The organism is Mycobacterium kyorinense, from assembly GCF_001672775.1.
Lineage (GTDB): Bacteria > Actinomycetota > Actinomycetes > Mycobacteriales > Mycobacteriaceae > Mycobacterium > Mycobacterium kyorinense_A.
This window is the reverse complement of the sequence record NZ_LZKJ01000053.1, coordinates 1-9,748: the sequence shown is the minus strand read 5'-3', so window position 1 is coordinate 9,748 and position 9,748 is coordinate 1. Positions and strand designations below refer to the sequence as shown.

At 66.9% G+C, this 9,748-nt stretch carries 10 protein-coding genes; all 10 read right to left on the bottom strand.

Annotated features, from left to right (window positions below; all coding sequences use genetic code 11):
• Positions 1 to 2,064, bottom strand: a 2,064-nt coding sequence (locus tag A5707_RS04990) for a DEAD/DEAH box helicase (protein WP_065013412.1), incomplete at its 3' end; no start/stop codon positions are given.
• Positions 2,048 to 2,911 carry a twin-arginine translocase subunit TatC gene (gene tatC, locus A5707_RS04985; protein ID WP_065013414.1) on the bottom strand — a complete coding sequence of 288 codons (864 nt, stop codon included), beginning with the start codon at positions 2,909 to 2,911 and terminating at the stop codon, positions 2,048 to 2,050. The genes A5707_RS04990 and tatC, both read right to left, overlap by 17 nt.
• A 117-nt stretch (positions 2,912 to 3,028) precedes the next feature.
• Entirely contained in the window at positions 3,029 to 3,268 is a 240-nt protein-coding gene (gene tatA, locus A5707_RS04980) for a Sec-independent protein translocase subunit TatA (RefSeq protein WP_065013411.1), read from the bottom strand.
• A gap of 29 nt (positions 3,269 to 3,297) precedes the next feature.
• On the bottom strand, positions 3,298 to 4,260 hold the full coding sequence (locus tag A5707_RS04975) for a helix-turn-helix transcriptional regulator (protein WP_065013410.1): 963 nt from the start codon (positions 4,258 to 4,260) through the stop codon (positions 3,298 to 3,300).
• Positions 4,257 to 5,222 carry a helix-turn-helix transcriptional regulator gene (locus A5707_RS04970; RefSeq protein WP_065013413.1) on the bottom strand — a complete coding sequence of 322 codons (966 nt, stop codon included), beginning with the start codon at positions 5,220 to 5,222 and terminating at the stop codon, positions 4,257 to 4,259. Before A5707_RS04970 ends, A5707_RS04975 begins: the two co-directional genes overlap by 4 nt.
• Positions 5,223 to 5,240: 18 nt before the next feature.
• The gene (gene pafA / locus A5707_RS04965) at positions 5,241 to 6,599 is read right to left on the bottom strand and encodes a Pup--protein ligase (RefSeq protein WP_156657571.1); all 1,359 of its coding nucleotides are present in this window, start codon (positions 6,597 to 6,599) and stop codon (positions 5,241 to 5,243) included.
• 195 nt (positions 6,600 to 6,794) lie between these two features.
• On the bottom strand, positions 6,795 to 7,544 hold the full coding sequence (gene prcA / locus A5707_RS04960) for a proteasome subunit alpha (protein WP_065013408.1): 750 nt from the start codon (positions 7,542 to 7,544) through the stop codon (positions 6,795 to 6,797).
• Positions 7,541 to 8,419, bottom strand: coding sequence for a proteasome subunit beta (prcB, locus tag A5707_RS04955; RefSeq protein WP_065013407.1), 879 nt, complete (start codon positions 8,417 to 8,419; stop codon positions 7,541 to 7,543). Before prcB ends, prcA begins: the two co-directional genes overlap by 4 nt.
• Positions 8,416 to 8,610 carry a ubiquitin-like protein Pup gene (locus A5707_RS04950; protein WP_062540654.1) on the bottom strand — a complete coding sequence of 65 codons (195 nt, stop codon included), beginning with the start codon at positions 8,608 to 8,610 and terminating at the stop codon, positions 8,416 to 8,418. The genes prcB and A5707_RS04950 overlap by 4 nt, the downstream gene beginning before the upstream one ends.
• A 94-nt stretch (positions 8,611 to 8,704) precedes the next feature.
• Positions 8,705 to 9,748 (bottom strand): depupylase/deamidase Dop (gene dop / locus A5707_RS04945; protein WP_065013406.1); only part of this gene is annotated, 1,044 nt, incomplete at its 5' end.

Sequence of the window (9,748 nt, the reverse complement as noted above, 5' to 3'; positions counted from 1 at the left end):
GCCTCTCCGACCGCGAAATCCAGATGCGGGATGACGGCGTAACTGCTCGCGCAGCGAGGCCAGCTCGGGGTCCACGTCGGGGCCATCAGCTGTCTGGCCTCGTCGCCTGCCCCGCTGGGACGTGGTGACCAGTCCTGCAGCCGCCGAGCGCAGCGCCGATGCCAAATCCCGGCGCACCCGTGGTTGGCGGTGCTCGACCCGCTTGGGCAAGCTCATCGACCCGACCGGCGTCGCCGCCCCGGAGTAGTCCGCCGACGAAATCCGCCCGGCCCAGCGGTGTTCGGTGAGGACCAACGGCCGGGGATCGGAGGTGTCCCGGGCGGATTCCAGCACCACCGCCAGGCCACCGCGGCGGCCATGCGGGATCGTGATGATGTCGCCTCGGCGCAGCGCAGCCAGGGCGTCGTTGGCGGCCTGACGTCGCTGCAGCCGCGAGGCGCGGGCCTGTGCGCGCTCCCGTTGCGAGATCTGTTCGCGCAGGCGGGCGTAGTCGAGGATCGGCGCGTCTCGGCCGCCCAGCTCGCCCGCGATCTCCTCGAGCATCCGCTCGCCGCGCTCGACGCCGCGGACCAGCCCGACGACCGATCGGTCGGCCTGGTATTGGGCGAACGACTGCTCCAGCAGCCGGTGCGCCTGCTCGGGGCCCATCTGCTGCACGAGGTTGATCGTCATGTTGTACGACGGGGCGAACGAGCTGCGCAGCGGGAAGGTGCGGGTAGAGGCCAGGCCGGCAACTTCGGCCGGTTCGATATCGGGGTGCCAGATCACCACCGCGTGACCTTCCACGTCGATGCCGCGCCTACCCGCCCGTCCGGTCAGCTGGGTGTACTCCCCCGGCGTCAGCGGAACGTGTTGCTCGCCGTTGAACTTGACCAGCCGTTCCAGCACCACGGTGCGGGCCGGCATGTTGATGCCCAGCGCCAGGGTCTCGGTGGCGAATACCGCCTTGACCAATCCGGCGGTGAACAACTCCTCGACGGTGTGCCGGAACACCGGCAACAGCCCGGCATGGTGGGCGGCCAAACCGCGTAGCAGGCCCTCGCGCCACTCGTAGTAGCCGAGCACGTCCAGGTCGGCGTCGGCCAGATCGCCGCAGCGATGGTCGATCACCTCGGCGATCCGGGCCCGGTCCTTCTCGGTGGTCAGCCGCAACGACGAGCGCAGACACTGCGCGACCGCAGCGCCGCATCCGGCGCGGGAGAACACGAATGTGATCGCCGGCAGCAAACCCTCGCGGTCCAGCGCGTTGATCACGTCCGGGCGGGATGGCGGCCGGTACATGCTGGGTCGGCCGGGCCGCCCCGGGCCACGGTGGCGCGGTCGCCAGTCGGCCAGCCGATCCGCCTCTCGCCGATTGGCGATGTGGCGCACCAGGTTCGGGTCGACGTGGGGCTGGTGCTTGGCGCCGTCGCCGTCGTAGTCGAACAGGTCGAAGAGGCGTTTGCCGACCAGCATGTGCTGCCACAGCGGCACCGGCCGGTGTTCGTCGACCACCACCGCGGTGTCGCCGCGGACGGTTTGGATCCAGCCACCGAACTCCTCGGCGTTACTCACCGTCGCCGAGAGGCTGATCAACCGCACCTCGTCGGGCAGATGCAGGATCACCTCTTCCCACACCGCGCCTCGCATCCGGTCGGCCAGGAAGTGCACCTCATCCATAACCACATGCGAAAGCCCCTGCAATGCAGGCGAATTGGCATACAGCATGTTGCGCAACACTTCAGTGGTCATCACCACCACGGGTGCATTGGCGTTGACCGACAGGTCACCGGTGAGCAACCCGATCCGGTCTTTGCCGTAGCGGGCGACAAAGTCGGTGTGCTTTTGGTTGCTCAGTGCCTTCAACGGCGTGGTGTAGAAACACTTGCCGCCCGCGGCAAGAGCCAAATGGACCGCGAACTCGCCGACCACGGTCTTGCCGGCCCCGGTCGGAGCGCAGACCAACACCCCGTGGCCGCGCTCGAGCGCCGCACACGCCTGCTGCTGAAAACCGTCGAGCCCGAAGGACAGTTCGGCGGTGAACCGCGCCAGCTCGCCCGAGTGGCCGTCAGGTGACGTCGTCATGGGTTCCGGCGCTGCCCGACGGCGTGGCCACCGCCGACGGCGGTTCGATGGTCGAGGCCTCCTCGTCGGGAATCGCGGTCAGCGCTTCACGCTTGGCTTTCCGTTTGTCGTGCAGGCGGGCGATTTGGATGGCCAGTTCGAGCAGCAGGGTCAGCGCCAGCCCGAGCGCGAGCATCGAGAACGGATCCGATCCCGGGGTAAAGATCGCCGCAAAGCAGAACATCGCGAAGATCAAACCGCGCCGCCATGCCCGCAGCCGCGCATAGCTGAGCACACCGGCCAAGTTGAGCATCACGATCAGCAACGGGAATTCGAAGCTGATGCCGAAAACCATCAGCAGGTTGATCAGGAACCCGAAGTAGCGGTCGCCGGACAACGCGGTGACCTGGACGTCGCTGCCGACGGTCAGCAGGAAGTGCAATGCCTTCGACAACACCAGGTAGGCCAGCAAGGCGCCGACGATGAACAGCACCGCGGCGGGAATGACGAACGCCGCGGCGAAGCGTCGCTCCTTTTTGTAGAGGCCCGGCGTGATGAACGCCCACAGTTGGTAGAGCCACATCGGGCAGGCCAGCACGATCCCGGCGGTCAACCCGACTTTGAGCCGCAACATGAATTGGTCGAACGGCGCAGTCGCCAGCAAGCGGCATTGCCCGTCGGCGCTGATCTCCGCGCGCGCCGAGGCCGGCAACGCGCAGTACGGATGGCGCAGCCACTCCCCCAGACTTTCGAGTCCGAACAGCGAGTGCGAGTACCAGAAAAATCCCAGCGCGGTGGTGAGCACGATCGTGGCCATCGAGATCAGCAGCCGGGCACGCAGTTCGGTGAGGTGGTCGACGAGCGACATCGTCCCGTCTGGGTTGGTGCGGCTGCGACGCTGGCGCGGATCGAGACGCCTGAAAATACCGGTGGTGCGCACGACGGTCAGCGGGTGACGCTCAGGCACCCCGACAGCGATCGCAGACTAAGCCTGCCGATCCTGTCCGGATGCAGGTGCCGGCGGGTCGACCCGCTCGGCCTGCACGGTTGTCGGCGCGGCCGGCGCGTCCGCCTTGCTCTCACTCTGCAGTTCACGAACCTCGGATTTGAAGATTCGCAACGACTTGCCCAGTGCGCGTGCCGCGTCAGGGAGCCGCTTGGCACCGAACAATATGACCACTACGACGGCGAGGATCGCCCAGTGCCACGGACTGAAACTGCCCACTTTGGTTACCTCCAGACGTCCAACCGATGCTACCGCAGCGCGGCCTGGTACATCTCCAGCGCCGCCGCCGCGGCGTCATGTACCCGCTGCGCCAGCGCCTCGGGGGCCAGCACCCGCACCGCGGGTCCAAGGCCCAGTACCAGGCGCGTCATCCAGTCGTCGGAGGCATAGGTCATGGCCGCCTCGCAGTAGCCGTCAGGCAGGTCGCGCAGGTGGCGCATCGGGTAGTACTCGAACATCCATGCCGCCGACGGGGCCAGCTCCAGGGTGGCCGAGGGTAGCGCGGGATCGGCATCGAACAGCGAGGTATCCGGTGGCGCGGCCAGGGCGGCTTCCGGCGGCGCGGCAGGCTCGTCGAGCACCTGCGCGTCGACGATTCGGTCGAACCGGAACAGCCGCACGCCCTCGGCCTCGCGGGACCACGCCTCCAGGTAGCTGTGGTCGCCGATCACGACGATCCGGATCGGGTCGACGACCCGGTGTGACAGGGCGTCGTGCGAGGCGGCGTAGTAGTCGATCGCCACCGCGCGGTTGTCGCGTACCGCGGAACGCACCGCAGCCGTGGCCTGGCTCTCGGCCGGAGCCGGCTCGTCGACGGCCGCGCCGGATCCCCGTGCGGCGATACCGGCCGCAGTCTCGATCTTGGCGATCGCGCTGCGCGCCGCCTCCGGGTCGACCACGCCGGGGATGTCCGCCAGTGCCCGCAACGCCATCAGCACGACGGTGGCTTCCGGCGAGGTCAGCCGCAGCGGCTTGTCCACGCCGGCCGAGAAGATCACTTCGATGGTGTCGCCGGAGAAATCGAAGTCGATCAGGTCACCGCCGAAGCCGCCGGGAAGACCGCAGACCCACAATTGATTGAGGTCCGTGTCCAGCTGCTCCAGGGACACACCCAGGTCTTCGGCGGCCTCGGCGCGGGTGACCCGCGGATTGGCCTGAAGGTACGGAACCATGTTGAGCAGCCGCACCAGGCGGGTGGTCAGCGCCGTCATGTGTGGACCCGCAGCCGGTCCAGCACGTCCTCACGCAGCGATTCCGGTTCCAGTACGACGGCGTCCGCGCCGTAGCCGGTGATCTCCTGCGCCAACCGGTCGGTGGTCCCGATGTCGAGTTCGATCACCTCGCCGGCGCGACCGCCCAATTGCCGCGCCTCGACCACGTTTCCGGCCCGCCGCAGCGCGGTGGCCCGCCCGTCGGCCACCCACACTCGCGCGCGTACGCCCGTCGGCGCGTCGGTCACCGCCTCGGTGACAATCGCGCGTAGGTCTACATCCGCCGGCTGGATCACTGCGCCGGGCGGTCCGATCGCGGTGACGTCCGCACCGATCCGCGACAGCCGAAATACCCGGGTCGCGCCGCGGTCGCGATCGTGGCCGACTAGATACGGGCGGCCCTTCACGGTGATCACCCCCCACGGTTCGACGGTGCGCATCGTGTACGCCTCCGTCGGCGACGGCCGGTGCGGAAACTGCACGGCCTGCCTGTTTTGGATGGCCGTCAGCAGCGGACCAAGGCTGTCCGGGCCGGCGGCCCCGGCCGGTGAGGCGATGGCCACCGGAGCGTCGGGGTCAAGGTCCATCCCGGCGGCCCGCAGCTTCAACAGCGCCCCCTGGGTGGTGGTGACCAACTCCGGCGATTCCCACAACTTGGTGGCGATCGCCACTGCGGCGGCCTCGTCGCCGGTCAGCTCGATGTCGGGCAGCGCGTAGGCGTCGCGGTTGATGCGGTAGCCCTCCACCGGATCGAACGACGACACCTTGCCGGTTTCCAACGGGATGCCCAGGTCGCGCAACTCGTTCTTGTCGCGCTCGAACATCCGCGAGAACGCCTCGGCATTCGGGCTGTCGTCGTAGCCCTTGACGCTGGACCGGATCTTCTCGGCGGTCATGTAGCCGCGGGTATACAACAGCGCGATGACGAGGTTCATCAGCCGTTCGATCTTCGACGTCGCCACGGGCACCAGGGTAGAGGGCTACATGCTCGCGATCAGCCGCTTGACCCGCTCGTCGACTGACCGGAACGGATCTTTGCACAACACGGTGCGCTGGGCTTGGTCGTTGAGTTTGAGATGCACCCAGTCGACGGTGAAGTCGCGGCCCGCGGCCTGTGCAGCGCTGATGAATTCACCGCGCAGCCGGGCGCGGGTGGTCTGCGGCGGCTGATCGACGGCCTCTTCGATTTCCTCATCGGTGGTTATCCGCGACGCCAGGCCCTTGCGCTGCAACAGATCGAACACCCCGCGGCCGCGCTTGATGTCGTGGTAGGCCAGGTCGAGTTGAGCGATCTTGGGGTCGGACAGCTCCATGCTGTAGCGGTCCTGATAACGCTGGAACAGTTTGCGTTTGATCACCCAGTCGATTTCGGTGTCGACTTTGGCGAAGTCTTGGGTTTCGACCGCGTCGAGTTGGCGGCCCCACAGGTCGACGACCTGTTCGATCTGGGCGTTGGGCTCGCGGGTCTGCAAGTGCTCGACGGCCCGCGCGTAGTACTCCCGTTGGATGTCCAGCGCGCTGGCCTGTCGCCCGCCGGCGAGCCGCACCGGACGGCGGCCGGTGACGTCGTGGCTGACTTCGCGGATCGCGCGGATCGGGTTGTCCAGTGAAAAGTCGCGGAACGCCACCCCGGCTTCGATCATCTCCAGCACCAGCGCGGCCGTGCCGATCTTGAGCATGGTGGTGGTCTCGCACATGTTGGAGTCGCCGACGATGACGTGCAGGCGCCGGTATTTTTCGGCGTCGGCGTGCGGCTCGTCGCGGGTGTTGATGATGGGGCGTGAGCGCGTGGTTGCGCTGGACACGCCCTCCCAGATGTGCTCGGCGCGCTGGCTCAGGCAAAAGGTCGCGGCCTTCGGGGTCTGCAACACTTTGCCCGCCCCGCAGATCAGCTGGCGGGTCACCAAAAACGGCAGCAGCACATCGGAAATGCGGGAGAACTCGCCGGCCCGCACGATCAGGTAGTTCTCGTGACAGCCGTACGAGTTACCCGCCGAGTCGGTGTTGTTTTTGAACAAGTAGATGTCGCCGCCGATGCCCTCGTCGGCCAGCCGCTGCTCGGCGTCGACGAGCAGATCTTCCAGCACCCGCTCCCCGGCGCGGTCATGCGTGACCAGTTGCACCAGGCTGTCGCATTCGGCGGTGGCGTACTCGGGGTGACTGCCCACGTCCAGGTACAGGCGTGCGCCGTTGCGCAGGAACACGTTCGAGCTGCGACCCCAGGACACCACCCGGCGAAACAGGTAGCGGGCTACCTCGTCGGGGCTCAAGCGGCGATGGCCGTGAAATGTGCAGGTGACACCGAATTCGGTCTCGATGCCCATAATCCGTCGCTGCACGTGATCGAGCGTACTTGTTGCCCTACCGGGGCGGTGGGAAGCCTCGCCTGTGGTCCTGTGGATATGTGTCGGGATGCCCGGGGCGCGGCGCACCTCGGGCAGACGCCACAAGACTCATCAGGCACAGCAGCCACATCAGTACCGGCGCCGAACCTATGACCTAAACGTCAATGCGATATCACGGGCGATATCACGCTAATCGCCGCTGTGGGTTCCGTCCGACGACTTGTCCGACGCCGAATCTTCTTTGGGCAGCAGCCGTTCCAGCGCCGGGCCGGTGATGCGCCGGAAGGCGCGCCGCGGCCGGCTGGCGTCGAGGATGGCCACCTCCAGCGTCGACACCCCGAGGGCGGGTTGATCACCGTTGGCGCTGCCGGCCCGCAACGCGTCGACGGCAATCCGGACCGCATCGGCCAGGTCGGCGTTTTCGGCGTAGGTGTCCTTGAGCGCGGTGGTGATCGGCTCCGTCGTCCCGCCCATCACCACGTAGTGCGGTTCGTCATTGATCGAGCCGTCGTAGGTGATCCGGTACAGCTCGGGCGCTTTGGTCTCGCCGTGATGCGCGACCTCGGCCACGCACAACTCGACCTCGTACGGCTTGGCCTGCTCGGTGAAGATGGTGCCCAGCGTCTGTGCGTAGACATTGGCCAACTGTCGGCCGGTGACGTCGCGGCGATCGTAGGCGTAGCCGCGGGTATCGGCGAACTGGATTCCACCGCGGCGCAGGTTGTCGAATTCGTTGAACTTTCCCGCCGCCGCGAAGGCCACCCGGTCGTAGAGTTCGCTGATCTTCTGCAGGGAGCGCGACGGGTTCTCGGCAACAAACAGCACCCCACCGGAATACGCCAGCGCCACCACACTTCGGCCGCGGGCGATGCCTTTGCGGGCGAGCTCGCTGCGCTCGCGCATCGCCTGCTCGGGCGAGATGAAGTATGGAAAGCTCACGATTCACCCCGATGCGCGTCGGGCCCGAAAGTGTCTGCGCGGGAACGACTTTCGATAACCTCGCGGGCCAGTTCGGCGATGCGCGACTCAGCCACGTCGACCGCTCCGTCAGCGTCGATGGTGACCGCGGTCGGGTAGATCCCGCGGACCAGGTCCGGGCCGCCGGTTGCCGAATCGTCGTCGGCGGCGTCGTAGAGCGCCTCGACGGCTACCCGCAACGCGGAGTCGGCGTCGCTCACCTGTGCGTACAACTTCTTCATCGACGACTTGGCGAAGATCGATCCGGAACCCACCGACTGGTAGCCCTCTTCTTCGAGGTTCCAGCCGCCCGCGGCGTCGAACGACACGATGCGGCCGGCCTTCTCCGGGGCCGGGTCGTCAATGTCGTAGCCGGCCAGCAGCGGCAGCGCCACCAGACCCTGCAGGGCGGCGCCCAGGTTGCCGCGCACCATGGTCGCGAGGCGGTTGACCTTACCGGCAAACGTCAGTGGAACGCCTTCCAGCTTCTCGTAGTGCTCGAGTTCGACCGCGTAGAGCCGGGCGAATTCGACCGCGATGGCCGCGGTGCCGGCGATGCCGGTCGCGGTGTATTCATCGGTGATGTAGACCTTTTGCACATCCCGCCCGGCGATCATGTTGCCCTGCGTGGAGCGCCGGTCACCGGCGATGAGCACACCGCCAGGATATTTCAGCGCGACGATGGTCGTCCCGTGCGGCAATTGTCCGGTGGGCTCACCGCCGCCGGCGCCCGTCGGCAGCAATTCCGGTGCCTGGCGACGCAGGAAATCAGCGAACGAAGACAGCTCTATAGGGCTAGCGGGGATTCCGGGAATTGCCGAATTTGTGGCCAAGCGATTACGAAACGGCCAGGTCACTGGCCGCCCTTTTGGACGTATGCCCGCACGAAGTCCTCGGCGTTCTCTTCCAGAACGTCGTCGATTTCGTCGAGCAGATCGTCGGTTTCCTCGGTCAGCTTCTCGCGACGCTCTTGGCCGGCGGCCGTGCTGGCAGTCAGATCGTCGTCGTCTCCGCCGCCGCCGCCGCGCTTGGTCTGCTCTTGAGCCATCGCTGCCTCCTGCATCGTTATCGGCCGCGCATCACACGGCGGCCGGTTTCTTTAGCCTACCGGTCGACCCCGGTCTTGCCGTGGCTAACCACGTCTAAGTGGTCAGTTGTTCCACCAGCTCGACCGCACTGTCCACCGAGTCCAACAACGCACCGACGTGGGCCTTGCTGCCGCGCAGCGGCTCCAGCGTCGGGATACGCACCAGCGAGTCGCCGCCCAGGTCGAAAATCACCGAGTCCCAACTGGCCGCGGCGATATCGGCCCCGAACCGCCGCAGACACTCTCCGCGGAAGTAGGCGCGGGTATCGGTCGGCGGATTGTCCACCGCGTTGAGCACCTGCTGTTCGGTGACCAAACGGCGCATCGAGCCGCGCGCTACCAACCGGTTGTACAGCCCCTTGTCGAGCCGGACGTCGGAGTACTGCAGGTCGACCAGATGCAACCGCGGCGCCGACCAGCTGAGGTTTTCCCGGTGCCGGAATCCTTCGAGCAATCGCAGCTTGGCCGGCCAGTCCAGCAGGTCTGCACAATCCATCGGGTCGCGCTCGAGCTGGTCGAGGACTTCCGCCCAGGTTTGCACGACGTCGGCTGCGCGCGAATCCGGGTCACGGGAATCGACCAGCTTTGCGACCCGATCCAAGTAAATCCGTTGCAGCGCAAGCGCGGTCAGTTCACGTCCGTCGGCCAGCGCGACCGCGGTGCGCAACGACGGGTCCCGACTGATGGCGTGCACGGCGTGGACCGGCCGCGCCAACGCTAGGTCAGTCAGGTCGATGCCGTGCTGGGGGCCCTCTTCGATGAGGTCGAGCACCAGCGCCGTGGTGCCCAGCTTCAGGTAGGTCGACGTCTCGGCGAGGTTGGCGTCACCGATGATCACGTGCAGCCGGCGGTAACGGTCGGCGTCGGCGTGCGGTTCGTCGCGGGTGTTGATGATGCCGCGTTTGAGCGTGGTTTCCAGCCCGACTTCGACCTCGATGTAGTCGGCCCGCTGGGACAACTGGAAGCCGGGCTCGTCGCCGGCAGGGCCGATGCCGACTCGGCCGGAGCCGGTCACCACCTGCCGCGACACCAAAAACGGGGTCAGTCCCGCGATCACCGCGGAGAACGGCGTCTGCCTTGACATCAGGTAGTTCTCGTG